The sequence below is a fragment of the Mycobacterium lehmannii genome (assembly GCF_002245535.1).
Lineage (GTDB): Bacteria > Actinomycetota > Actinomycetes > Mycobacteriales > Mycobacteriaceae > Mycobacterium > Mycobacterium lehmannii.
In genome coordinates this window covers 1-24,809 of the sequence record NZ_NKCN01000014.1, presented here as the reverse complement: position 1 = coordinate 24,809, position 24,809 = coordinate 1, and the positions used below count along the sequence as shown (strand labels likewise).

Annotated in this window: 22 protein-coding genes; 14 read left to right on the top strand and 8 right to left on the bottom strand. The window is 68.9% G+C overall.

The window, feature by feature from the left end; genetic code table 11:
- Positions 1–16: 16 nt before the first annotated feature.
- Genes CEX87_RS16395 through CEX87_RS16385 form a run of 3 tightly spaced genes read right to left on the bottom strand, consistent with a single transcriptional unit; the run spans position 17 to position 6,524 of the window.
- A complete protein-coding gene (locus CEX87_RS16395) occupies positions 17–1,294 on the bottom strand; it encodes a lipopolysaccharide biosynthesis protein (protein ID WP_094288111.1) in 1,278 nt (425 codons plus the stop codon).
- The gene (locus CEX87_RS16390; RefSeq protein ID WP_064427409.1) at positions 1,291–2,622 is read right to left on the bottom strand and encodes a M1 family metallopeptidase; all 1,332 of its coding nucleotides are present in this window, start codon (positions 2,620–2,622) and stop codon (positions 1,291–1,293) included. Before CEX87_RS16390 ends, CEX87_RS16395 begins: the two co-directional genes overlap by 4 nt.
- Positions 2,619–6,524: a Pls/PosA family non-ribosomal peptide synthetase gene (locus CEX87_RS16385; protein ID WP_094288109.1), complete on the bottom strand. Its 3,906-nt coding sequence runs from the start codon at positions 6,522–6,524 to the stop codon at positions 2,619–2,621. Before CEX87_RS16385 ends, CEX87_RS16390 begins: the two co-directional genes overlap by 4 nt.
- Positions 6,525–6,813: 289 nt before the next feature.
- Between CEX87_RS16385 and CEX87_RS16380 the strand changes: the two genes are divergently transcribed.
- Together CEX87_RS16380 and CEX87_RS16375 are read left to right on the top strand one after the other, a co-directional pair.
- Positions 6,814–7,818, top strand: coding sequence for a TerC family protein (locus CEX87_RS16380; protein WP_064399305.1), 1,005 nt, complete (start codon positions 6,814–6,816; stop codon positions 7,816–7,818).
- 44 nt (positions 7,819–7,862) lie between these two features.
- Positions 7,863–8,252 carry a hypothetical protein gene (locus tag CEX87_RS16375; protein WP_068196062.1) on the top strand — a complete coding sequence of 130 codons (390 nt, stop codon included), beginning with the start codon at positions 7,863–7,865 and terminating at the stop codon, positions 8,250–8,252.
- Positions 8,253–8,281: 29 nt separating this feature from the next.
- Here the strand turns inward: CEX87_RS16375 and CEX87_RS16370 are convergent, their stop codons facing one another.
- Together CEX87_RS16370 and CEX87_RS16365 are read right to left on the bottom strand one after the other, a co-directional pair.
- Positions 8,282–8,803, bottom strand: a complete 522-nt coding sequence (locus tag CEX87_RS16370) for a 2-oxo-4-hydroxy-4-carboxy-5-ureidoimidazoline decarboxylase (protein WP_231984589.1) — start codon at positions 8,801–8,803, stop codon at positions 8,282–8,284.
- Between the two features lie 83 nt (positions 8,804–8,886).
- Entirely contained in the window at positions 8,887–9,372 is a 486-nt protein-coding gene (locus tag CEX87_RS16365; RefSeq protein WP_064399302.1) for an inorganic diphosphatase, read from the bottom strand.
- Positions 9,373–9,486: 114 nt separating this feature from the next.
- Here CEX87_RS16365 and dacB point away from each other — a divergent pair, with 114 nt between their 5' ends.
- From dacB to CEX87_RS16340, 5 genes are all read left to right on the top strand, one after another.
- A complete protein-coding gene (gene dacB / locus CEX87_RS16360) occupies positions 9,487–10,860 on the top strand; it encodes a D-alanyl-D-alanine carboxypeptidase/D-alanyl-D-alanine endopeptidase (RefSeq protein WP_094288107.1) in 1,374 nt (457 codons plus the stop codon).
- Entirely contained in the window at positions 10,857–11,918 is a 1,062-nt protein-coding gene (locus tag CEX87_RS16355) for a zinc-dependent metalloprotease (protein ID WP_094288174.1), read from the top strand. Before dacB ends, CEX87_RS16355 begins: the two co-directional genes overlap by 4 nt.
- Positions 11,897–12,883, top strand: a complete 987-nt coding sequence (tilS, locus tag CEX87_RS16350; RefSeq protein WP_068196071.1) for a tRNA lysidine(34) synthetase TilS — start codon at positions 11,897–11,899, stop codon at positions 12,881–12,883. Before CEX87_RS16355 ends, tilS begins: the two co-directional genes overlap by 22 nt.
- Positions 12,870–13,460, top strand: coding sequence for a hypoxanthine phosphoribosyltransferase (gene hpt, locus CEX87_RS16345; protein WP_064425383.1), 591 nt, complete (start codon positions 12,870–12,872; stop codon positions 13,458–13,460). The genes tilS and hpt overlap by 14 nt, the downstream gene beginning before the upstream one ends.
- 80 nt (positions 13,461–13,540) lie before the next feature.
- Positions 13,541–15,760 carry a molybdopterin-dependent oxidoreductase gene (locus CEX87_RS16340; protein WP_094288105.1) on the top strand — a complete coding sequence of 740 codons (2,220 nt, stop codon included), beginning with the start codon at positions 13,541–13,543 and terminating at the stop codon, positions 15,758–15,760.
- A 23-nt stretch (positions 15,761–15,783) separates the two neighbouring features.
- Here CEX87_RS16340 and CEX87_RS16335 read toward each other — a convergent pair whose 3' ends face one another.
- Genes CEX87_RS16335 through CEX87_RS16325 form a run of 3 tightly spaced genes read right to left on the bottom strand, consistent with a single transcriptional unit; the run spans position 15,784 to position 18,532 of the window.
- On the bottom strand, positions 15,784–16,533 hold the full coding sequence (locus CEX87_RS16335; RefSeq protein ID WP_094288103.1) for an SIMPL domain-containing protein: 750 nt from the start codon (positions 16,531–16,533) through the stop codon (positions 15,784–15,786).
- A gap of 16 nt (positions 16,534–16,549) precedes the next feature.
- The gene (locus CEX87_RS16330) at positions 16,550–17,569 is read right to left on the bottom strand and encodes a zinc-binding dehydrogenase (RefSeq protein WP_094288101.1); all 1,020 of its coding nucleotides are present in this window, start codon (positions 17,567–17,569) and stop codon (positions 16,550–16,552) included.
- Positions 17,570–18,532: an alpha/beta fold hydrolase gene (locus CEX87_RS16325; RefSeq protein ID WP_198957241.1), complete on the bottom strand. Its 963-nt coding sequence runs from the start codon at positions 18,530–18,532 to the stop codon at positions 17,570–17,572. It abuts the gene before it with no gap.
- Positions 18,533–18,800: 268 nt separating this feature from the next.
- Between CEX87_RS16325 and ftsH the strand changes: the two genes are divergently transcribed.
- The 7 genes from ftsH to CEX87_RS16290 all read left to right on the top strand — a co-directional run.
- Entirely contained in the window at positions 18,801–21,107 is a 2,307-nt protein-coding gene (gene ftsH / locus CEX87_RS16320) for an ATP-dependent zinc metalloprotease FtsH (protein WP_064419271.1), read from the top strand.
- Between the two features lie 28 nt (positions 21,108–21,135).
- Complete coding sequence (gene folE, locus CEX87_RS16315; RefSeq protein WP_064399293.1) at positions 21,136–21,744, top strand: GTP cyclohydrolase I FolE; 609 nt, start codon at positions 21,136–21,138, stop codon at positions 21,742–21,744.
- Between the two features lie 20 nt (positions 21,745–21,764).
- Entirely contained in the window at positions 21,765–22,562 is a 798-nt protein-coding gene (folP, locus tag CEX87_RS16310) for a dihydropteroate synthase (RefSeq protein ID WP_064399381.1), read from the top strand.
- Positions 22,555–22,932 carry a dihydroneopterin aldolase gene (gene folB, locus CEX87_RS16305; protein WP_064399292.1) on the top strand — a complete coding sequence of 126 codons (378 nt, stop codon included), beginning with the start codon at positions 22,555–22,557 and terminating at the stop codon, positions 22,930–22,932. Before folP ends, folB begins: the two co-directional genes overlap by 8 nt.
- Positions 22,929–23,441: a 2-amino-4-hydroxy-6-hydroxymethyldihydropteridine diphosphokinase gene (gene folK / locus CEX87_RS16300; RefSeq protein WP_064427412.1), complete on the top strand. Its 513-nt coding sequence runs from the start codon at positions 22,929–22,931 to the stop codon at positions 23,439–23,441. The genes folB and folK overlap by 4 nt, the downstream gene beginning before the upstream one ends.
- Complete coding sequence (locus CEX87_RS16295) at positions 23,441–23,917, top strand: DUF3180 domain-containing protein (RefSeq protein WP_066810206.1); 477 nt, start codon at positions 23,441–23,443, stop codon at positions 23,915–23,917. The genes folK and CEX87_RS16295 overlap by 1 nt, the downstream gene beginning before the upstream one ends.
- 77 nt (positions 23,918–23,994) lie before the next feature.
- Positions 23,995–24,809 (top strand): DUF6779 domain-containing protein (locus CEX87_RS16290; RefSeq protein WP_332888957.1); only part of this gene is annotated, 815 nt, incomplete at its 3' end.

Genomic DNA, 24,809 nt, shown 5'->3' with positions numbered 1-24,809 from the left:
GCGCTTCGAACCGGTGTCATGCCGCACGCCTGCGAGACAGCGCGAACAGGTGCACGGCGATACCGACCACCGGACCGCACACCAGCGCGACCACTGTGCGCGTCTGCAGATCCAGCGGTAACAGCAGCAACAGCGTCGACGCGACGGTCGCCGAAACCCAGCCCAGTGAGTACGCGCGGTGCAGTGCGGCCGCCACCGCCGCGGCGCCGGTGAGCGTGAGCAGCGAAACGGCGATCGCACCGCCCGTCAACCAGGCCAGCAGCGCACCGTCGGCGCGGTATTCGGCACCGAATGCGCTGCGCAACAGCCACGGTCCAGCCGCCCAAGCCACCAGCACACCGAGCAGGCCCACACCGGTGACGATCACCGTGGGCGCGACAAGAGCGCGCATCCGGTGCCTGCGCTGGTCGACGAAGTGGGCAACCAGGTTGCCCTGCATCGCCGTGAGCGGGACGAGGAGTGGGGCCCGCGTCAGCGTGACGGCCAGGATCACGATGCCGCCGACCGCGCCGAGGTCGTCGGAGGTCGCCTGCAACAGCACCGGAAATCCCATGACCAGGATCGCGCTCGCGCCCGCCGCGGTGATCGAATGCGACGCGCCCCGTAGGAAATCCGCGGTGCTGACGGGGGTCGACAGACCCGCGGCGCGCCGGGTGGCGGGCGAGACGATCAGCATGATCAGCCACGCCACCGAACCGGCCACGGTGGCCCACAGATAGCCGGCCAGGCCCCAGCCGACCAGGAATGTCGCGACGGCCACGAGCAGCCGCAGGCTTGCGTCGGTCACCATCTGCGATCCGTACGCCGTCCACCTGTTTAGTCCGGCCGAGATGCCGAGAAGCGTGGAGTGCAGGCAGTACGCGGCGAGTCCGACGGACAGCAGCGTCACTGAAAGCCACCGGGACTCGACGAACACATACTCGGACCACAGCGGTGAACTGAGCGCGATCGCAGCGGCCGACACGACGCCCACGAGAGCGCCCACCCACATCGGACGGCTGCGCGGGCCCTCGGTCACCTCGATGTGCGCTGCGGACCGGACCTCCCTGGTGGCCTCCTGCAGTAGCCCGCCCGTCGCCCCCGAGACCAGGCCGAACGCCCCCCAGAACACCGCGAACAACGAGAACCCGGCGGGCTCGAGGTCGCGGGCGGCCAGGTAGAGCACCGCATAACCGCACAGCGCGATCGCGGCGGTGGCCACACCGACCCGGCCGACGCTGCCGCGCGCGGCGGGACCGGCCGGTGCCGCGCTGCTGGCGGTGACCGGATCGAAGGGCGCGCCCGCGTCGGTCACGGCGTGTCCAGGTCGGGTAACTGCGGGGAGTACAGCCAGGCATCCCACAGCGGTCGCAGCGACTCGTCGGCGTAATGCGATGCCAGCCCGGTGAAATCGTCGGTCACCACGGTGCTGTGCCGGTAGCGCGCAGTCCAGTCGCGCAGCAGCGCGAAGAAGTTGCCGTCGCCCAGATGACGTCGCAGCACATGCAACGTCATCGCCCCACGCTTGTACACCCGGTCGTCGAACATGTCGCGCGGGCCCGGGTCGGCCAGAAGCAGGTCGCGCGGCGAGTTGGCAAGCCGCTGATGGTAGTGCCGCGCCCACTCGTCGGCGCTGCGGCCGCCCGAGTTCTCCGACCACAGCCACTCGGCGTAACAGGCGAACCCCTCGTGCAGCCAGATGTGGCGCCACCGCTTGGCGGTCACCGAGTTGCCGAACCACTGGTGGGCGAGTTCGTGCGCGATCAACCGCTCGGCCCGACCCCTGCCGTCGCAATGGTTGGCGCCGAAGATCGAAATCCCCTGTGCCTCAAGCGGGATCTCGAGGTCGTCGTCGGTGACCACGACGGTGTAGCCCTCGCTGAGCGGATAGTCGCCGAACAACGTGACGAACAGTTTCATCATCTGCGGTTGCGCGGCGAAGTCGTGTTCGAAGTTATCCCGCAGCCGGTCCGGAAGTGCCGCGTGGATCGGAACCCCGTTGTCGGCCAGCCGCTGGCGTTCGTACATCCCGATCTGCAGCGTGACCAGATAGGTCGAGGTGGGCTCGGGCAAGTCGTATGTCCACGTGGTCATCCCGGCCCGTGCGCGGCGAGACACCAACTCGCCGTTCGCGATCACCCGGTACGGGCTCTCGGCGGCGATCTGCAGACGGAAGCTGGCCTTCGCGCTCGGGTGGTCGTCGCAGGGAAACCACGACTGCGCACCGTTCGGCTGACCCGCGACCAGGGCGCCGTCGTTGAGTTCTTCGAAACCGACATCGCCCCACAGTGAACGGATCGGCCTGGGGGCGCCGCCGTAGCGCACGACGATCGTCATCGCCGCGCCCGGAGCCAGCACATCGAGCAACGCGATGTGCAGCTTGCCCGAAGAGGTGCGGAACTGTTGTGGCCGTGCGCCGTTGACGGTCACCTTCGTCACCGACAGCGTGTCGGCGAGGTCGAGGGTGAAGGTGCGGAGCGAAGCGAGAGTCACCGCGGTGATTGTCGCGGTGCCCGTGAGCCGATTGATGGCGACCTTGTACTCGATGTCGAGTTCGTAGCGTGACACCCGGTAACCGAAGTTGCCGCTGGTGGGCAGGTACGGGTCGATTACCGGTGTCGACTTCTTCTTACCTCGCGTCACGCGGCGGTTTCTTCAGTCGATGGCGCCGACGTGCCGGCGCGTTTCTTGCGCGGCGCCTGCCACGGTGAGATCGGGTTGCCCTGCCAGCGGGTCGACGCGGGTACCTCGTCGCCACGCACGACCAGTGAGGCCGGGCCGACGGTCGCACCGGCGCCGATACGTGCGGCGGGCAGCGCGACGCTGTGCGCACCCAGGGTCGAACCCTGCTCCAGCACAACGGTGTCCATTCGCATGATCCTGTCGTGGAACAGGTGCGTCTGCACCACGCAGCCGCGGTTGACGGTGGCGCCTTGCTCGAGGGTCACCAGGTCGGCCTCGGGTAACCAGTACGTCTCGCACCAGACGCCGCGCCCGATCCCGGCGCCCAGCGCCCGCAACCACAGGTTCATCACCGGTGTCCCGCTGGCCGCGCGGGCGAACCACGGGGCCGCGACGGTCTCGACGAAGGTGTCGTAGACCTCGTTGCGCCAGACGAACGGAGACCAGAGCGGGTGTTCGCCGGCCTCGATGCGGCCGACCACAAGCCATTTCGCGATCACCGCGGCTGCTCCGGCAACGCCTCCGGCGACCAACAGCACCGCGCCGGCGCTCAACGCGGCCCACCCCCAGCCGGCTTCCACGGCCAACCATTGCAGGGTGAGCAGCACCGCCACCCCGATCGCGAACGTCATGATCAGCGGGATGATCCGGCACATCTCGACCAAACCCCGCAGCAGCTTCAGCCGCGCCGAGGGATGAAAGGTGCGCAGCGCGTCGGCCGCGGTCGGCTTGCGGCGCAATCGGACCGGCGGACTGCCCAGCCAGGAGGACCCGGCCTTGGCTTTGTGCGGGGCCGCCGACAACACCGCCACCAAGCCGTCGTCGGGTACCTTGCGACCCGGTTGGGTGATGCCGGAGTTACCGAGGAACGCCCTCTTGCCGATCGTCGCCTTCGCGACATGGATCCAGCCGCCACCCAACTCGTAGGACGCCACCATGGTGTCGTCGGCGAGGAAGGCGCCGTCCTCGACGACGGTGAACTTGGGTGTCAACAGTGCGGTCGAAATTTCGGTTCCGCGACCGACGTTGGCGCCGAGCACCCGCAGCCACGACGGGGTAAGCAGGCTTGCGTAGATCGGGAACAGGTAGGTGCGCGCGGCATCCATCAGCCGTTCGGTGGTCCAGATCTGCCACCCCGTGCGGCTGCGCACCGGGTGATACCCCTCGCGCAGCCCCAGCGAGAGCAGCCGCACCCCGACCACCGTCAGCGCCGCGTATATGAGTGCGGCGGCCAGTGTCGCGACCGGAGTCCACAGCGCCGCGGGGGCGATCGCGTCCACCACCGAATTCGTCTCGCGCACACCGTATCCGATCACGGCCAGCCCGGCCGCGATCGCGAGCAACGGCAGTCCTCCGAGAACGATCGAGGAGACGCCGTAGACCGCCACCCATACCGGCGCCCGCGGCGGGCGGTGTTCGGGCCAGGGGTGACGGGCCTTGCCGGACTTCACCGCGGGTGAACCCTTCCAGTACTGGCCGTTCTTCACCTTGCCGACGACGCCGGAACCGGGGGCCACATCGGCGTTCTTGCCGACGACGGCACCGGGCAGCAGTGTCGTACGTGCGCCGATCGTCGCGTCGTTGCCGACGGTGATCGGCCCGACGTGGAAGAGGTCGCCGTCGATCCAGTGGCCGGACAGGTCGACTTCGGGCTCGACCGAACTTCGGTGCCCGAGCTTGAGCATGCCGGTCACCGGGGGTGTGGAGTGCAGATCCACGCCCTTGCCGACCTTGTTGCCCAGTGCGCGGGCGTAGTACACCAACCATGGTGCGCCCGCGAGGTTTTCGGCGCCGCTGGCCTCGGCGAGCCGTTCGGCGAGCCACACCCGCAGGTGCTCGGACCCGCCTCGCCGGTAGGTGCCCGGCGCCAACCCGTCGAGGAGAAGGCGGGCGCACAGCGCCGCGATGCTCATCCGGCCCAGCGGGGTGACGAACAGGACGAAACCCAAGCCGACCCACCACCAGTTCAGCGGTGCGGTCCAGGGGACGAACCCGGCAAGGACGTTGTTGGCCAACGCCAGCCACACCACCCACTGCAGTCCGGTCAGCGTGGCCAGCGGCAGTGACAACGCCACCTGCACGGCCTGCGTCATGCGCGACGTCGGCTTCACCGTGCGCGGATGCACCTGCGGCGGCGGATCGAGCTCGTCGAGGAAACCCGCGAGCGACCCGAGCCGCGGGTGGTCGTACAGGTCGGCAACCGTGACCTGCGGGTGGCGCCGACGCAGGGCGGCGACCAGTTGCGCTGCCGACAGCGAGCCGCCACCGAGCGCGAAGAAGTCGGCTTCGGGACCGTCGACCGGCGCGGCGAGCACGTCGCGCCACAGGCCGGCGAGCCAGCCCATCGTCCCCGTCAGCCCGGCGCCGTCGTCGTCGCCGACGTCGACCGGCCACGGCAGCGCGTCGCGGTCGACCTTGCCCGAGGTGCGGGTCGGGAGTTCGTCGACCAGGACCAGCCGGGGGACCAGCGCCGCGGGCAACGTCTCGTTCAGCGACACCCGCGCCTTGGGCAGGTCGAACATAGGATCTGCGCTGGCGATGTAGCCGACCAACAGCGGTGTGCCACCGGCCGTGCGACGGACCGCTGCCGCGCCGCCGCTCACCCCGGGCAGGTTGACGAGCGCGGTGTCGACCTCGCCGAGTTCGATGCGCCGCCCGCCGACCTTGACCTGGTCGTCGGCGCGGCCCACGAAGTAGAGCCCGTCGGATTCCAGCCGCACCAGGTCCCCGCTGCGGTACGCGCGCTTCCACCCGAGGGTCGGCATCGCCGCGTACTTCTCCGCGTCCTTCTCCGGGTCGAGGTAGCGCGCCAGCCCCACGCCGCCGATGACCAGCTCGCCGACGGCGCCGTAGGGCACCGCCTCGCCTTCGGAGTCGACCACCGCCAGGTCCCACCCGAGCAGCGGCAAGCCGATGGCCACCGGGCCACCTCCCGACAGCCGGGCGGCGCACGCCACCACGGTCGCCTCCGTCGGCCCGTAGGTGTTCCAGACCTCCCGGCCCTCGACAGCGAGCCGGTCGGCCAACTCGGGTGGGCAGGCTTCGCCGCCGAAGATCAGCAGCCGCACCGCCTCGAGCGCCTCGGCGGGCCACAACGCGGCAAGCGTCGGCACCGTCGACACCACCGTGATGTCGCGGGCCACCAGCCACGGCCCGAGGTCCATACCGCTGCGCACCATCGACCGCGGCGCGGGCACCAGGCAGGCGCCGTGGCGCCACGCCAGCCACATCTCTTCGCACGACGCGTCGAAGGCCACCGACAAACCGGCCAGCACCCGGTCGCCCGGTCCGATCGGACTGTCCTGAACGAACAATTGCGCCTCAGCGTCGACGAACGCGGCTGCGCTGCGGTGGGTGACTGCCACGCCCTTCGGTGTGCCGGTGGAGCCGGACGTGAAAATGATCCACGCATCGTCGCGGCCCAGAGGCGACGCGGCCCGCCAACCCCGCGAAGACCCCGGCCCGCGCGACAGGCCGGCTTCGGTGATGACCGCCACCACGTCGGCCTCGGTGAACACCAGCTCAGCCCGTTCTTCGGGGTCGTCCGCGTCCACGGGTACATAAGCGGCGCCGGTGGCCAACACGGAGAGGATCGCGACGTAGAGCGCGTAGCTTCCCGACGGCATCCGGATCCCGATCCGGTCGCCGCGGCCGATGCCCCGCGCGGCGAGCCAAGCGACGCTGTCCTCGATGTCGGTGATCAGTTCGGCGTACGTGAGCTGGACGTCGCCGTCGTCGATCGCGGGCGCCTCCGGGAAGCGCTTCGCGGTCTCATAGAGGATGTCGATGAGCGTTCGCGGCTCCGGCGCGAGCGGGGACAACAGATATTGAGGTGGGATCTCCTGCCGCAACTCCCCAGTCACGGCTACAAAGCTACTCAGCCCACCCCCGGTGCCGCCCGAGCCGCACGCGGCGTCGCGATCACGATTGCGACACTGGCCGCCGAGCACCGAAAAGGGGCGCGGCGGAGGTTTGACTTTCCCCGCTACCGGTCATTCGCCAGTACCTGGCAGAATCGCCTGCGGAGGGGAGTATTCCTTCGCCGCGGTGTCGTCATCACGTCGGCCGTCATCGGACGACCGGTGCTGCGGGCCGACACGTTTGACCGTGGCGGTGGAAGAGACCTCCGGCGTTTTGACGACCGGAGGTTAAGTGAACGTTTCCACTCTCGAATGGATCATCACGCTGAGCGTGACGATGGCCATCCTGCTGTTCGACGTCATCGTGATCGGCCGCCGGCCGCACGAACCGTCGAAGCGGGAGACCGGGACCGCGCTGACAATCTACGTCAGCCTGGCGATCGCCTTCGGGATCTGGACCTGGTTCTTCCATGGCAGCCAGTACGGCGTCGAGTTCTTCGCGGGCTGGCTCACCGAGTACAGCTTGTCGGTGGACAACCTGTTCGTCTTCCTGATCATCATGGCCAGCTTCAATGTGCCCCGGAAGTATCAGCAGCAGGCGCTTCTCGTCGGCATCATCCTGGCGCTGATCTTCCGCGGCATCTTCATCGCGCTCGGCGCCGTGGCCATCAACCAGTTCTCGTGGGTCTTCTACATCTTCGCTGCGTTCCTCATCTACACGGCCATCAATCTCGCCCGCGACACCGACCACGAAGACGACGGCGACAACATCGTGGTCAGGTTCGCCCGCAACCACCTGAGCATGACCGACAAGTGGGACGGCCTGAAGCTATGGGTGAAGGAGAACGGCAAGCGGTTGATGACGCCGATGTTCCTCGTCATCGTGGCGTTGGGCACCACGGACCTGATCTTCGCGCTCGACTCGATCCCGGCCATCTACGGGCTCACCCAGGAGCCGTACCTGGTATTCACCGCCAACGTGTTCGCGTTGATGGGTTTGCGTCAGCTCTACTTCCTGCTGGGCGACCTGCTCAAACGGCTGGTGTACCTGTCGCAGGGCCTGGCCTTCATCCTGGGCTTCATCGGCGTCAAGCTGCTCCTGCACGCCTTGCACGAGAACGAGGTGCCGTTCATCAACGGCGGTGAGCACGTCCCGGTGCCCGAGATCCCGACCCTGCTGTCGCTGGGCGTGATCATCGTGACGTTGCTCATCACTACCGCGGCGAGCCTCTACAAGACCCGGGTGCACGATGTGAAGAACGCGGCCAACGACAGTTCGAAATTGGATTCGCGCTGAGCACAACGCTCGGCCCGCCGCGAGCAGTCTCCTAGCCTTGCCGGGTGCGCCTCTTTGTGACCGAGACCCCGGACATCTGGGATGAACTGACCGACGGTGGCCAACCGCCCGTCCGCGTCGCGGCCAAGGACCTGCAACACGCGCGGCGGGTCCGCGCCCGGGTGCGGGCCGACGGCGACATCGCGGTCATCCTTGACGTCACGGTCGCCGTCGCAGCCGACTTCCGGTCCGTGCGCGACGTTTTGGAACCGGCTGGCGGCGTGCGCTACGCAGGCACCGTCGACGGTCTCGCCGGCCTGATCGCCGACATCGAATCGGCTGGCGTCGCCGACGGCGTCACGCTCGTGCCCGTGTCGCCGCGTGAGGACGTGCACGCGCTGGGCCGCGCAGTGCTGCGAAGCCTCGAACTACGCGGTCAGGCGCAGGCGTCGTAGCCGGCGCTCGGCGGCTCAGGGGTCCGGCGTCACCAGTTGTCATAGCCGCCTTCGGGACCCAGCATGCGTTCGAGCCGGGTGCGATTGATGCGGGCCAACTCGTTGCGGACGACCTTGCGCTCGGTCTCGATGTCGTTGTGCATCCGGTCGAGAATCGCCGCGAGCACCCGCCCCGCGTCGAAGCCGTTGACGAACATCACGAACCCGAAGCCGAAGTGCTCGAGGTATTGCTTCGACGCCTGACTCAGGCGTTCCATCAACACGGGTTGGTCGCACCAGATCGCGCACTGCTCAGCGGCCGACTTCTCGCTGCCCGGTCGCCGCCCGACGTCCGGGTAGGCCTGCAGGATGGTGTCGATGGAGTCCTCGCCGAGGCTGAACAGCAGCGCATCGGCTTCCCGGAACAGCGAGTCGTGGTCGGCGTACGGCCGCCCGCGCGCCAGATCGGCGGCCAGCGGCACGCTGTAGCAGCATTCGTACACGGCGTGTACGGCCCTGCGCATCGGCATGGCGTTGAACGCTTCGAGGCCGATCCCCTGATGCATCAACACGACAGCAATGATCGACCGCGGGGAGAACGTCCCGGTTACGTCGTGTTACGGCGAGGAAAAATCAGCGCGCCCGTAAATCGGGCTCAGTGGTCCTTCTGGAACCGCTCGACCGACGCCTGGACCTCGGCCTCGGCCTCGGCGCGACCGACCCAGTCGGCGGCCTTCACATACTTGCCCGGTTCGAGATCCTTGTAGTGCACGAAGAAGTGCTTGATCGCCTCGAGCTCATAGGAAGGCACGTCGCCGAGGTCCTGGATGTGCTCCCAGCGCGGGTCGTCGGCAGGCACACACAGAACCTTGTCGTCGCCGCCGGCCTCGTCGGTCATCCGGAACATCGCCACCGGACGGACATCGACGATGCAGCCGGGGAACACGGATTCGGGCAGCAGTACCAGGGCGTCCAGCGGGTCGCCGTCCTCACCGAGGGTGTCCTCGAAGAACCCGTAGTCGGTCGGGTAGGCCATAGACGTGTACAGGTAGCGGTCCAGCTTCACCCGGCCGCTCTCGTGGTCCACCTCGTACTTGTTGCGGGAACCCTTGGGGATCTCAATCACTACCTCGAACTGCACGGCCGCGGCTCCTTGCCCTGTGCTCTGGTCTGGGTCATCCGGTGATAACGCGGGTCAACATTAATCGAGGGATACGCTGCTGTACGGGGGCGGTCCAGGTTGAGCAGGAGGGTTATGCGGCCCAGTCAGTGGCGGCGATCCACGCACGTGGCGGTTTCGGTGGCGGTTTTGCTGCTGGTTGCCGTGGTCGTGGCGGTGGCCGCGATGCTCACCACAGGTCGGTCGACCGAAGCCTCGGCGGGGAAGCCGACGCCGCCGGCCGCGACCGCGAACCCCGGTGTCGTGCCGGTCGCCGACTCGGCGCCCAAGCCTGTCCCGGACCGGCTGGCCGCAAAGCTCGCGCCCGTACTGGCCGACCCGAACCTCGGCGACCTCACCGGCCGGGTCACCGACGCGCTGACCGGGGCCGAGTTGTGGGCGCAACGGCCCGACATGCCGATGCAGCCGGCGTCGACCAACAAGTCGCTGACGGCCGCGGCCGCGCTGCTGACGCTGGACCGCGACGCGCGGCTCACCACCCGCGTGCTGCGCGGCAGCCAGCCCGGGGTGGTGGTGCTCAAAGGTGGCGGAGATCCGACGCTGTCGGCGGCACCGCCCGGTGAGGACACCTGGTACCGCGACGCGGCACGCATCAGCGACCTGGCCGAGCAGGTCCGCGGCAGCGGTATGGAGGTCACCCGGGTGGCGGTCGACGTCAGCACCTACAGCGGACCGACGCTGGCGCCGGGCTGGGATCCGCTCGACATCGACTACGGCGACATCGCGCCGATGGAGTCGGTGATGCTCGACGGCGGCCGCACCCAGCCGGTGAGCTACGACTCGGTGCGTTCGCACACGCCGGCGCTGGATGCCGGGCGAGCGCTGGCGGTGGCGTTGAAGGTCGACCCGGCGACGGTGACCGTGCTGCCGGGCGCGGCCAGCGGTGAGGAGATCGCCGCTGTCGAGTCGCCGCCGCTGATCTCGCGGCTACGCGACATGATGTACGCCTCAGACAACGTGATGGCCGAGGCGATCGGCCGCGAGGTCGCCGCGCAGGCGAACCGGCCGCAGAGTTTCGACGGCGCGACGCGCGCGACGCTGAGCGCGCTCGCCGACGCCGGCATCGACACGGCCGGGGCGCGGCTGCTCGACTCCAGCGGGCTGTCGGTCGACGACCGGCTCACCGCGAAGACGCTCGACGAGGTGGCCCAAGCCGCGGCCGGTGACGAGCATCCGGCGTTGCGACCGCTGGTCGACCTGCTGCCGGTGGCCGGCGGCAGCGGCACCCTGTCCAACCGTTATCTCGAAGGGCCGCACAAGGATTCGGCCGGCTTTCTGCGGGCCAAGACCGGCTCGCTGACCGGCACCAATTCGCTGTCGGGCATCGTCACCGACGAGGACGGACGGGTGCTCACGTTCGCGCTGATCTCCAACAACGCAGGCCCGACCGGACGCATCGCGCTCGACAACGTGGCCGCCACTCTGCGAGCCTGCGGGTGCAGCGCGTGAGCCCCTCGACCAAGTCCTCGCTGTCGGTCGGTCGCGCCGTCGACTGGGACTTCGCCGCCGCCGTGGGGGAGAAGCTCGCCCGGCCCGGCCCGGCGTCGACCGACTACACGCGCAAGCAGGTGATCGAGCAGTTGGCCGCGGCGTCGCGCTCCGCCGAACTGCCGGTGCGCGAGGTCACCGGTATGACCGAAGGCGGTGAGATCCCCGAGGCGCGAATCGTGGACCGCCCCCAGTGGATTCGCGCGGCCACCCGGTCCATGCGCATGATGACGGGCGGATCGGACAAGCCGGCAGGTGCCATCAGCGGGCGCATCACGGGTGCGCAGACCGGAGCGGTGCTGGCGTTCATCTCCTCGGGCATCCTCGGCCAGTACGACCCGTTCGGCCCCGGCGGTGGCGAACTGCTGCTGATCTACCCGAACGTGATCGCCGTTGAGCGCCAGTTGCAGGTGCAGCCCTACGACTTCCGGCTGTGGGTCTGCCTGCACGAGGTCACCCACCGGGTGCAGTTCCGCGCCAACCCGTGGCTTGCCGAACACATGTCCGGTGCACTCGCCGTGCTCACCGAGGAAAGCTCCGAAGACATCACCGAGATGGTCTCCAGGCTCGCCTCGTTCGTGCGCAGCCGCCGCGACGAGGCGAACGGCGGTGTGGCAGATGTCAATTCGAATGGGATGATCGGGCTGTTGCGGGCGGTGCAGTCCGAACCTCAGCGTGAGGCCCTCGACAAACTGCTCGTGCTCGGCACGCTGCTGGAAGGCCACGCGGACCACGTGATGGACGCCGTCGGTCCCGCTGTGGTGCCGTCGGTCGCCACGATCCGCAAGCGGTTCGACGAGCGACGTCAGCGCAAACAGTCGCCGTTGCAGCGGGTGGTGCGGATGCTACTGGGCATCGACGCCAAGCTCAGCCAGTACACCCGCGGCAAGGCGTTCGTGGACCACGTGGTGTCCGCTGTCGGCATGGACCGGTTCAATGCCGTGTGGACGGGACCCGAAACATTGCCTCTGCCAACCGAAATCGACGAGCCTCAACGATGGATCGACAGGGTGCTGTAGCCGGGCTTCGGGCGGCGGTCGAGGCGTTCGACCGCGACTTCGGGGTCGGCGACCGCTGGTGCGTCGCACTGTCTGGAGGCCCCGACTCGCTGGCATTGACCGCGGTCGCGGCGCGGCTCAAACCGACCACCGCCCTGATCGTCGACCATCAGTTGCAGCCGGACTCCGCCGCCGTGGCGGAGAACGCGCGGAAACACGGTCTGTCAGTGGGATGCGTTGCAGCGCAGGTGATCACCGTCGACATCGGTACGGTGGGGGGTCCCGAAGCCGCCGCGCGCACCGCGCGATACCGCGCGTTGGACGCGGCGAGGGACGGGATGCCCGTGCTACTGGGCCACACGCTGGACGACCAGGCCGAGACGGTGCTGCTGGGTTTGGGCCGCGGTTCCGGGCCGCGGTCGATCGCAGGCATGCGGCCGTGGGACCCGCCGTGGGGCAGGCCCCTGCTCGGTGTGCGGCGGGCGGCGACGGAGGCGGCGTGCGACGAGCTCGGTCTGTCGCCGTGGCAGGACCCGCACAACGCGGACCGCAGGTTCACCAGGGTTCGCCTGCGTGAGGAGGTGCTACCTCTGCTCGAAGACGTTCTCGGCGGAGGCGTCGCCGAGGCGTTGGCCCGCACCGCAGGCGCGTTGCGCGCCGACACCGACACCCTCGACGAGCTGGCCGACCGCGCACTGACCAGGCTGCGCCGCGACGATGCGCTCGACGGCGCCGAGCTCGCCCTTCTCCCAGAAGCACTGCGGCGCAGGGTGATTCGTCGATGGCTCCTGGATGGCGGTGCCGCCGGACTGACCGACAAGCAGATCCGCGCCGTCGACGCCCTCGTCACGGCGTGGCGAGGCCAGGGCGGGGTCGCGGTCGGATCCCCCCTGCGCGAGCGACGGCTGATCGCGGGCCGCCGCGACGGCATGCTGACCCTGCACACGGAGCCGGTGCGAACCATGAAAAACTGTGCCCGTGCCTGAGCGATCCGCCGATTTGTATACCGGTGACATCAAGTCGGTGCTGCTGTCGTCCGACGAGATCCAGGCGAAGATCGCCGAGCTCGGCGCCCTGATCGGCGAGGAGTACCGCGACACCGTCGCCGAAAACGGCCAAGATCTCCTGCTGGTGACCGTGCTCAAGGGCGCGGTCTTCTTCGTCACGGACCTGGCGCGCGCGATCCCGCTGCCGACGCAGCTGGAGTTCATGGCGGTCAGCTCCTACGGTTCGTCGACGTCGTCGTCCGGTGTGGTGCGCATCCTCAAAGACCTCGACCGCGACATCAACGGCCGCGACGTGCTGATCGTCGAGGACATCGTCGACTCCGGGCTGACCCTGTCGTGGTTGCTGCGCAACCTCGCCACCCGCCACCCCCGCTCGCTGCGGGTGTGCGCGCTGCTGCGCAAACCCGACGCGGTGCGCGCCGACGTCGAGATCGCGCACGTCGGATTCGACATCCCCAACGAGTTCGTCGTCGGCTACGGCCTGGACTACGCCGAGCGCTATCGCGACCTCGACTACATCGGCACGCTGGACCCGAAGGTGTACGAGCAGCACTGACGCCTCCGCGAAATTGCGTTCCAGCAGCGAAAGTGCGAGTAGAGACCTGCCGGAATGCAATTTCGGCGCAAGATGGGGGCATGACGACGACGGCGCTGAGGATCTGCCCCCTGTGCGAGGCCACCTGCGGCCTGGTCCTCACCATTGACGACGGTCGCGTTGTCGGTGCCCGCGGCGACCGCGACGACGTGTTCAGCCACGGCTTCATCTGCCCCAAGGGCGCCAGCTTCGGCGAACTCGACAACGATCCCGACCGGTTGGCCCGGCCGATGATCCGGCGTGACGGTGTGCTGACCGAGACGACCTGGGAGGAGGCGTTCGCCGCGGCCGCGGAGGGGCTCGGGGGTGTCATCGCCGAGCACGGCGGTGCGGCCGTCGGCGTCTACCTGGGCAATCCGAACGCCCACACCATCGCCGGCGGGTTGTACACCCCGCTGGTCGTGAAGGCGCTGGGCACCCGACAGGTGTACTCCGCGAGCACCCTCGACCAGATGCCCAAGCACGTCGCGCTGGGCCTGATGTTCGGCAGCCCCGTCGCGTTCACCGTGCCCGACCTCGACCGCACCGACTACCTCGTGATCATCGGTGCGAACCCCCTTGTCTCCAACGGCAGCCTCGCGACCGCCGCCGACTTTCCCGGCAAGCTGCGCGCGCTGCGCAGGCGCGGCGGCCGCCTCGTGGTCATCGACCCCGCCCGCACGCGTACCGCCGAACTCGCCGACCGCCACCTGGCGCCGCGACCCGGCACCGACGCGGCGCTGCTCCTGGGCGTCGTCCACGTGCTCTTCGATGAGGACCTCGCGGACCTGAAGGGCCTCGACGGGCACGTCGACGGTGTCGACCTGGTGCGTGCGCTCGCCGCCGACTTCTCACCGGACACGGTCGAGGCGTACTGCGGGGTGCCCGCCGACGACATCCGCACGCTGGCACGCGAACTCGCGGCGGCGCCGTCGGCCGCCGTGTACGGCCGGATCGGCACGTCCACCGTGGAATTCGGCACCTTGGGCAGCTGGCTCGTCGATGTCGTGAACATCCTGACCGGCAACCTGGATCACCCCGGCGGCGCGATGTTCCCGCAATCGCCGATCGCGTCCGCGGCGCGGCCGCCCAAGCGAGGCCGGGGCTTTTCCACCGGGCGTTGGCACAGCCGCGTATCGGGTTATCCCGAAGTGCTGTCGGAGTTTCCGGCCGCAGCGTTGGCCGAGGAGATCGACACCCCCGGCGACGGGCAGATCAAGGCCATGATCACGATCGCGGGCAACCCGGTGCTGTCGGCGCCCGACGGCGATCGACTCGACAAGGCGCTGGAGCGCGTCGAGTTCATGCTGAGCATCGACCCGTACCTGAACGAGACCACCCGGCACGCCGACGTCATCCTGCCGCCGCCTCCGCCGTCGCGCAGCGCGCACTTCGACGTCGCGCTCAACGGCCTGGCGGTGCGCAACAACGCGCGGTACTCACCGCCTGCGCTCCCGTTGACCGACCGACCGGACGAAGCCGAGATCCTCGCGCGCATCGCCCTGATTCTCTACGGTCTGGGCCCCGGCGCCGATCCGATGCTGGTCGACGATCAGGTGATCGCCGCGACGCTGGCCAAGGAGACCGCCGACCCCGACTCGCCGGTCGCCGGGCGATCCGTCGACGAGATGACCGCGATGCTGCCGACGGCTCCCGGCTACGAACGGCGCCTCGACATGATGCTGCGCCTCGGCGCCTACGGAGACGCGTTCGGCGCCAACCCCGACGGTCTTACGCTGGCCAAGCTCAAGGCCGCACCGCACGGCATCGACCTTGGTCCGCTGCGTCGGCGCCTCGCCGAGGTGCTGCGAACGCCGTCCGGACGGATCGAACTGGCACCGCCCGAGTTGACCGCCGACGTCGCGCGACTGCGGAATGCGCTCGGTGTGCGGGCCGACGGGTTCGTGCTCATCGGGCGACGGCACCTGCGTTCCAACAACAGCTGGATGCACAACCTGCCCGCGCTTTCGGGCGGCTCCAACCAGTGCACGCTGCGGATCCACCCCGACGACGCCGCCGAGCTCGGCCTGACCGACACCGCCGTCGTCAAGGGGCCGGGAGGTGAGCTGCTGGCGCCGGTCGAGATCACGCCGGATATGCGGCGAGGCGTGGTGTCGTTACCGCACGGCTGGGGCCACGACCGCGACGGCACGGGTCAACGGGTGGCGGCCGGTGCGCCGGGCGTGAACGTCAACCAGCTCAACGACGGCAACCATCTGGATCCGCTGTCGGGGACCGCGGTGCTCAACGGGATCCCAGTAGATATCGCGCCCGCCGGCTGAGCCGGCAATTCAACGAGAGCGGGTTAGGTCAGCTCGTAGACCACGGTGACGTTGAAGCCGACGGCCTGCTGGCCCGGCTCGATCGGCACCGTCGCCATATCCGCGGCCTGGCCGTGTGGACCCTGATACGGCGTCGGGGGTGACGAGGAAGGCACCTCGGATATCGAGATGACCTTGCCGAGGTCCAATTCGGCCAGCAGCGCGTACTGTTCGGCGCGGCTCTTGGCATCGTTGAAGGCCCGGGCGCGCGCTTCGCGCACCAGCTGTGAGTCGTCCTCGATGGCGAGGGTGACGTTGTTGATCCTCGTCGCGTTGCCGCCCCTGCTCGCGATGATCCCGAACACCTGTGGCGCCGTGTTGAGCGCGCGGACCTTGACGTCGATCGTGTTCGTCGCCCGGTAGCCGTTGATGGTGGTGTTGTCGCCGCCCGCGTACTGCGGCTGCACGCTCACCTCGGAGGTGTTGATGTCCTTGCGGTCGATGCCAGAGTCGACCAGCGCGTCGATGACGCCACGCTGCAGTTGGCTGGTCTGGTTCAGCGCGCCGGCGGCGTCGGCGGCGACGACCTCCATCCCCGCGTTGATCGTCAGTGTGTCGGGCGTGCCGAGCACCTCACCGGTGCCGACGACCGTCACCTGGCGCTGTGCGCTGTCGTCGTCGTTGGTGAGGACGGGGGCGGCCGTCGCGTCACAGCCCGAGAGCAGGGCGATGAACCCCACCGCCGCGGCCGCGAGGATTCGGGTGGGCGTATTCGCCCGGGCAGCGATTGGCATGGCTGGCACCCTACCGTCAGGGGGTCACCATGATCTTGCAGTGCGTGTCGGGGTCGGCGAGTTCGTCGAACGCGGCGCCGACGCCTTCGAGTCCCACCTCGCCGGTGATCAGCGGCGAGACATCGATGCGCCCGTCGGCGATGGCGCGCAACGTCTCCGCGAACTCGTTGTGGTCGTAGGAGTTGACGAACTGGACGTTGATCTCCTTGGCGATGCCGAACAACGGCGTGACCGTGTCGGGCTGCATGCACACTCCGGCCACCACCAGGCGGCTGCCCAACGGAGCCCTGCGCATCACGTCGTCGATGATCCCGGGGACGCCGACGGCCTCGAAGATCACCGCGGGTGTCGCGCCGTCGAACGGAGAACCCTGCGCGGGATCGAGCGTCACGTGCGCGCCCATCGTCGCGGCGAGTTCCCGCCGGCGCACCGAGAAGTCCGCCGCCGCAATGTGTTCGACGCCCTTGAGTCGCAGGGCGGCGATGATCGCGATGCCGATCGGACCGCAGCCGAGGACCAGCGCGGCCTCGCCGGCGGTGATGGCGGACTTGTTGACGGCGTGCAACCCGACGGCCATCGGTTCGGTCAATGCGGCGTGCCGTGGGTCGACGCCGTCCGGCACGCTCAGCAGTAGCGGCACCGACAGCAGCATCCTCTCTGCGTATCCACCGAGTACGGTGTTGCTGGACATGATCGGCTCGAAGCCCTTGGGCGACAACAACACCGGTAGCGACGTGACTAGAGTTCCCGGCGGGGGTGCGTCGGTGCCGGGACCGGCCTCGAGGATCTCAGCGCTGAATTCGTGGCCCATGAACACGTCATCGCCGAGGTCGACCGGCAGGCCTCCTTGCACCGGCATACCGGTGATCTCGCGGGTCAGCCGCACCATCTGGTCGCCGTGCTTGGCGAAGTGCAGATCTGAACCGCAGATCCCGCAAGCCTTGACCGCGACCAGGACCTGACCCTCTTGGGGAACCGGTTCGGGCACGTCGTCGCGGACCACCATCTGTCCGCCTCGCAGTACGGCAGCGCGCATTCACCAATCCAATCGGTTCAAGAACTCCAGCAGCGCGGCGTTGACCGCCGCGGGCCGCTCCTGCGGCAACCAGTGCCCGCCGTCGATCATCACCTCGCGATAGTCGCCGGTAACCACCTCGCGGGCGCGGTCCCGCCGGGCGAAGGCCTGGGTCGGATCCTCTGTGGCGCCGACGAACAACGCAGGCACGCCGATGGTCGTCGCCGGGGTGTTCGCCGTCAGCTCCCAGTTGCGGTCGAAGCAGCGGTACCAGTTGAGCGCACCGGTGAAGCCCGTGCGGGTGAACTCCTCGACGTAGTGGTCGAGTTCGCGCTCGTTGATCCAGTCGGGCAGGCCGTCGGGCTCGGGGATACGGGACAGGAGCCCAGCCGGTCCCTGCGCGATCATCCGGTCGCCGACGAGCCCGCCCTTCGACGAGGCCGTCGACGCGAGCAGCTTGCGGATCGACGTGGCGGGGTCTCGGTTGAGCTCCGTGTCGGCCGGACCCGGCTCCTGAAAGTAGAGGATGTAGAAGAACTTCTCGCCGAAGATGCGGCGGAACGCCTGCGTCGTGGGCACCCGCGAGCGCGGCACCGGCGGTGTGCAGACACCGACAACGCCGGCGAACCGGTCCGGATGCAGCAGCGGCGCAGCCCAGGCCACCACCCCGCCGAAGTCGTGCCCGACGATGGCCGCGCGGTCGGCGCCGACGTCGTCGAGCAGGCCGACGATGTCGGCGCTGAGCTCGACCACCGTGTAGGCGTCGACGGCATCGGGCTTGGACGACTGCCCGTAGCCGCGCTGATCGGGAGCCAGCACGTGATAGCCGGCCTTGGCCAATGCGGGCATCTGATGGCGCCAAGAGAATGCGAGTTCGGGAAAACCGTGGGCGAGTACCACCAGCGGAGCGCCCGGTTCGCCCGCCTCGAGCACCCGCAGGCGCACGCCGTTGGTGTCGACGAACCGCTCGGTCGGGGTGATCACGATCTCCACCCAAGCACAGTCCTCGGTGCGCGAGTGTGTGGTTGAAGCACGCCGCCGCGGCCGGCAGCGTGCGGGTAACCCACGTTCGCCGGGATGTCGGGAGAACCGTCGGGAACCTTGGTTCGTTGGTCTAGCGGTAGCCTGAACTATTCCAACCGCGTACTTGTTGGAGAGGCTTCGACGGCTTGAAAAGGCATTGAAGGCAGGAGTGGTCGCTGACGGCCGGGGACAACGGCCCGCCACGCGGCCGGACGACGACGGATAGTTGATGAATCGGAAAAATGTCATCCGCACGCTGAGCGTGATAGCGGTCGTGCTGTTGCTGGGGTGGTCCTTCTACTACTTCAGCGACGACACGCGGGGTTACAAGCCCATCGACACGTCGGTGGCGGTCGCCCAGATCAACGGCGACAACGTCAAGAGCGCGCAGATCGACGACCGTGAACAGCAGCTGCGGCTCGAACTCAAGAGCGGCAACGGCGACACCGAGAACAGCGACAAGATCCTCACCAAATACCCGACCGGGTACGGGGTCACGCTGTTCGAGGCGCTTCAGGACAAGAACGTCAAGACCAACACGGTCGTCAACCAGGGCAGCATGCTCGGCTCGCTGCTGATCTACCTGCTGCCGCTGTTGCTGCTGGTCGGCCTGTTCGTGATGTTCTCCCGCATGCAGACCGGCGGCCGGATGGGCTTCGGGTTCGGCAAGTCCAAAGCCAAGATGCTCAACAAGGACATGCCGAGCACCACCTTCGCCGACGTCGCCGGCGTCGACGAGGCCGTCGAAGAGCTCTACGAGATCAAGGACTTCCTGCAGAACCCGTCGCGGTATCAGGCGCTCGGCGCCAAAATCCCCAAGGGCGTGTTGCTGTTCGGCCCGCCCGGCACCGGTAAGACGCTGCTGGCGCGCGCCGTGGCCGGCGAGGCCGGGGTGCCGTTCTTCACGATCTCGGGCTCGGACTTCGTCGAGATGTTCGTCGGCGTCGGCGCCTCCCGCGTGCGTGACCTGTTCGAGCAGGCCAAGCAGAACAGCCCCTGCATCATCTTCGTCGACGAGATCGACGCGGTCGGCCGTCAGCGCGGCGCCGGCCTGGGCGGCGGCCACGACGAACGCGAGCAGACACTCAACCAGCTGCTGGTCGAGATGGACGGCTTCGGCGACCGTCAGGGCGTCATCCTGATCGCGGCCACGAACCGGCCCGACATCCTCGACCCGGCGTTGCTGCGGCCGGGCCGCTTCGACCGCCAGATCCCGGTCTCCAACCCCGACCTTGCCGGCCGTCGCGCCGTGCTCAAGGTGCACTCCGCGGGTAAGCCGATCGCCCCCGACGCCGACCTCGACGGGCTGGCCAAGCGCACCGTCGGCATGTCCGGCGCCGACCTGGCCAACGTCATCAACGAGGCCGCACTGCTGACCGCCCGCGAGAACGGCACGGTGATCACCGGCCCGGCGCTGGAGGAGGCCGTCGACCGCGTCGTGGGCGGGCCCCGGCGCAAGAGCCGCATCATCAGCGAGCAGGAGAAGAAGATCACCGCCTACCACGAGGGCGGGCACACGCTCGCCGCGTGGGCGATGCCGGACATCGACCCGATCTACAAGGTGACGATCCTGGCCCGCGGCCGCACCGGCGGCCACGCGATGGCGGTCCCCGAGGACGACAAGGGCCTGATGACCCGCTCGGAGATGATCGCGCGGCTGGTGTTCGCGATGGGTGGACGCGCGGCCGAGGAACTGGTGTTCCGGGAGCCGACCACCGGGGCGGTGTCCGACATCGAGCAGGCCACCAAGATCGCCCGCGCGATGGTCACCGAGTACGGCATGAGCTCCAAGCTCGGCGCGGTGCGCTACGGCACCGAGCACGGCGATCCGTTCCTGGGCCGCACCATGGGCACCCAGGCCGACTACAGCCACGAGGTCGCCCAAATCATCGACGACGAGATCCGCAAGCTCATCGAGGCCGCCCACACCGAGGCCTGGGAGATCCTGACCGAGTACCGCGACGTGCTCGACACCCTCGCCGGCGAGCTGCTGGAGAAGGAGACCCTGCACCGCCGTGAGCTCGAGGAGATCTTCGGCGACGTGAAGAAGCGCCCGCGGCTGACCATGTTCGACGACTTCGGCGGGCGGGTGCCATCCGACAAGCCGCCGATCAAGACCCCCGGCGAGCTCGCGATCGAGCGCGGCGAGGAATGGCCGAAACCGGTGCCCGAACCCGCTTTCAAGGCCGCGATCGCCGCGGCCACCAAGGCCGCCGAAGCCACCAAGGTGGCCGAGGGCGGGCCCAACGGCGCCAACGGCAGCGGCAACGGTTCGGCCGGTCCGACACAGCCGGACTACGGCGCCCCCGCGGGATGGCACGCACCGGGCTGGCCGCCGCCGCCACAGCAGCAGCAACAGCCCCCCGTCCAGCAGCCGCACGGCTACTGGTATCCGCCGCCGCACCAGGGTTGGCAACAGCAGCAGCCCTATCCGCCGTATCAGCCGTATCCGCAGCAGGGGCCACCGCAGCAACAGGGTGCGCCACCCCAACCGCACGAGGACAAGGGTCAGGACAACAGCCGGCGTAACGGCTGACAGGCCGACCGGCTCACAGGAGGCTCCATTGGCGCAGTCGCAGCACAACTCTGTCACCTTCAGTCCCGCGAACTTCGACCAGCCGCGCGCTGAGGCGGCGGTCCGTGAACTGCTGCTCGCGGTGGGCGAGGACCCGGACCGCCACGGCCTGGAGTCCACGCCCGCGCGGGTCGCGCGGGCGTACAAGGAGCTGTTCGCCGGCCTCTACATCGATCCGGATTCGGTGCTGGACACCACGTTCGACGAGCAGCACGACGAACTGGTGTTGGTCAAGCAGATCCCGATGTACTCGACGTGCGAGCACCACCTGGTGTCGTTCCACGGCGTCGCGCACGTCGGCTACATCCCCGGCGAGGACGGCCGCGTCACCGGGTTGTCCAAGATCGCCCGGCTGGTCGATCTCTACGCCAAGCGACCGCAGGTGCAGGAACGCCTCACCGGTCAGATCGCGGACGCGATGATGCGCAAACTCGATCCGCGGGGTGTGATCGTCGTGGTCGAGGCCGAGCACCTGTGCATGGCGATGCGCGGGGTGCGAAAGCCGGGCGCGGTGACGACCACATCGGCCGTGCGCGGGCAGTTCAAGGTCGACGCGGCATCGAGGGCCGAGGCGCTGGACCTGATATTGCGCAAGTGAACTCGACACGGGTGCGAGTCATGGGAGTCGTGAACGTCACCGACGACTCCTTCTCCGACGGAGGGCTGTTCCTCGACCGCGACCGCGCCGTCGAGCACGGGCTCGAGCTGGTGAGCCAAGGGGCGGCGATCGTCGACGTGGGCGGTGAGTCCACTCGCCCCGGGGCGACGCGCATCGAGCCCGACGTCGAGAAATCGCGGGTGTGCCCGGTCATCAGGGAGCTCGCCGCCCACGGCGTCACCGTCAGCATCGACACCATGCACGCCGACGTCGCGCGCGCCGCGCTCGAGAACGGCGCCCAGATCGTCAACGACGTCTCCGGCGGGCGCGCGGACCCGGACATGGCGCCGTTGCTCGCCGACGCGAAAGTGCCTTGGGTGCTGATGCATTGGCGATCGGTGGGCGCGGACCGGCCGCACGCGGTGCCCGCATATCGGAACGTGGTCGACGAGGTCCGGACCGAACTGCTCGCCAGTGTGGACGCCGCGGTGGCCACCGGCGTCGACCCGGCCAACCTGATCATCGATCCGGGGCTGGGCTTCGCCAAGACGGGCGACCACAACTGGATGCTGTTGCGTGCGCTGCCCGAATTCGTCGCCACCGGCATTCCGGTGTTGGTCGGCGCGTCGCGGAAACGCTTCCTCGGAACGCTGCTCGCGGACTCCGAGGGACAACCGCGGCCGCCGGACGGGCGGGAGACCGCGACGGCGGTGATCTCGGCGCTGGCAGGTCTGCACGGCGCCTGGGGCGTGCGGGTGCACGATGTGCGCGCCTCGGTCGACGCGGTGAAGGTGTTGGAGGCCTGGTCGCATGGCTGACCGAATCGAGTTGCGGGGCTTGCGAGTTCGCGGCCATCACGGCGTCTACGAGCACGAGCGTCGCGACGGCCAGGACTTCATCGTCGACATCACGGTCTGGATCGACCTCGCGGCCGCGGCGGCCAGTGACGACCTCGCCGACACCTTGGACTACGGCGGGTTGGCCCAGCGGGCGGCCGACATCATCGCCGGGCCACCGCGGGACCTGATCGAGACGGTGGCCGCAGAGATCGCCGACGGCGTCATGGAAGACGAGCGAGTGCACGCCGTCGAGGTGGTCCTGCACAAGCCCGCCGCACCGATCCCGCTGACGTTCTCCGACGTCGCGGTCGTCGCGCGTCGTTCGCGGCGCGGTCGGGGTGGCCCGTGACCACCGCGGTTCTGTCGATCGGATCGAATCTCGGCGACCGGCTGGCGATGCTTCGGTCGGTCGCCGACGGGCTCGGCGGTGCGCTGCGCGCGGCGTCGCCGGTGTACGAGACCGCGCCGTGGGGCGGTGTCGAGCAGGGACCGTTCCTCAACGCCGTCCTCATCGCCGACGATCCCGCGCTCGACGGCCACGGTTGGCTACGGCGCGCCCACGACTTCGAACGAGCCGCCGAGCGGGTGCGCGAACAGCGGTGGGGCCCGCGCACGCTCGACGTCGACATCGTGACCTGCCGAACCGGGGGACGTGAGGTGATCTCGCAGGACGCCGAACTGACTTTGCCGCATCCGCGTGCCCATGAACGTGCCTTCGTGCTGGTGCCGTGGCTGGCGGTGGAACCGGACGCGGTGCTGACGGTCGCAGGCGAGCCGCGCCGGGTCGACGAACTGCTCGGGGCACTCGAAACGGCCGAACGCGAAGGCGTCCACCGCACCGAGTTGGGGTTGCGCTGATGGGACCCACGCGCAAGCGCGACCTCGCGGCCGCTGCGGTTCTCACCGCTGTCGTCGGCTATTTGCTCGTGCTCGCGTCGTACCGGTGGTTCCCGCCGATAACCCTGTGGACGGGTGTCTCGCTGCTGGCCGTCGCCATCGCCGAAGCGGGCTGGGCGTTCCATGTGCGAGCCAAGATCAGCGACGGCGAGATCGGCGTGGGATCCGGGCGGCTGAACCCCCTCGCGGTGGCGAGGTCCGTGGTGATCGCCAAGGCCTCGGCATGGGTCGGCGCGCTGGTCTTCGGTTGGTGGGTGGCCGTCCTGGTCTACCTGTTGCCGCGTCGCTCCACTCTGCGCGTCGCCGCCGAGGACACCGCGGGCGCCGCGGTGGCAGCCGGGTGCGGACTGGCTCTGGTGGTTGCTGCGCTGTGGTTGCAGCATTGCTGCAAGTCGCCGGGCGAGCCGCCGGAGAACCCCAATGGGGCAACGGATTAACGAAGTTCGGCCGGCGCGAGAACGAATCGCCGACGAGGCGACACGCGGAGTGACCTGTGACAGGTACAGTCGCCCCCATGACCGATCCGACCCGCAGCGCACGCTATCGGCGTGCCGGCCGCAGGCCGGGTTGGATGCTGTTGACCGCGTTGCTGGTGCTGGCGATCGCGGCCAGCTCCGCCCTGGTGTTCACCGATCGGGTGGAGCTGCTCAAGCTGGCGGTCATCCTGGCGTTGTGGGCCGCGGTGGTCGCTGCGTTCGTATCGGTCATCTACCGACGCCAGAGCGACGTCGATCAGGCCAAGGTGCGCGACCTCAAGCTCGTCTACGACCTGCAGCTGGACCGCGAGATCTCGGCGCGGCGCGAATACGAGCTGTCGTTGGAGACGCAACTGCGCCGCGAACTTGAAGCCGAGGTGCGCGCCCAGGCCGCCGACGAGATGGCCACCCTGCGGGCCGAACTGTCCGCGCTGCGCGCCAACCTGGAGATCCTCTTCGACGCGGACCTGTCGCACCGGCCCGCCATCGAGCCCGAGCGCACGACGGTGCGCGCCTACAGCGATTGGGCGCGGGATTCGGAGACCACGGGGCGCGTCAGCAGCAGCCGCATCGACGAGTACCGGCCCGACATCGAGGAGCGGACCGAGGAAAGCCCGATCATCGATGTGCCCGCCGAACCCCAACCGCCGGAGTTCGACTGGCAGCAGCCGGCCGCCGAGCGCGGTGGGGCGCACCGCAGAGCCGGCGACGCAGACTGGGGCCGGCAGCCGGCCGAGGAGCCGAGCTCGTGGTCGCCGCCGCCACCACCCCCACCGCCCGTCTCTCATACACACCTCCGAGCCCAACAGCCGCAGAGCTCCACCGTGTTCCCCCTCCCGCCTGCATCACGACA